The 236-nt window shown below is 59.3% G+C and carries 1 protein-coding gene; it reads right to left on the bottom strand.

Annotation, left to right across the window (positions count from 1 at the left end; genetic code table 11):
- Positions 1–22: 22 nt before the first annotated feature.
- A partial coding sequence (locus NCS58_RS34105) for a hypothetical protein (protein WP_250539052.1) occupies positions 23–236 on the bottom strand: 214 nt, incomplete at its 5' end.

Here is a 236-nt window from a genome sequence, read left to right on the forward strand (position 1 = left end):
CCCCCAACACCGAAAACCCACCCTAGCCGGCAATACGCGAATTCAGCGTGTGAGACTTGGGCTCGGAGATGTGTATAAGACTCAGGTCCGGCACGGCAAAGTGCCGCCCGCGCCGCTCGTGCTCGTTGCGCAGACGGGCCTTCTGTTCGGCCTGTCTCTTATACACTTCAGACGCTGCCGACGCCTGAGGAATAGTGTAGATCTGGGTGGTCGGCGTTTCATTAAATACGGCGGGG

It is taken from the genome of Caballeronia sp. INML3B (assembly GCF_023631305.1).
Lineage (GTDB): Bacteria > Pseudomonadota > Gammaproteobacteria > Burkholderiales > Burkholderiaceae > Caballeronia > Caballeronia turbans.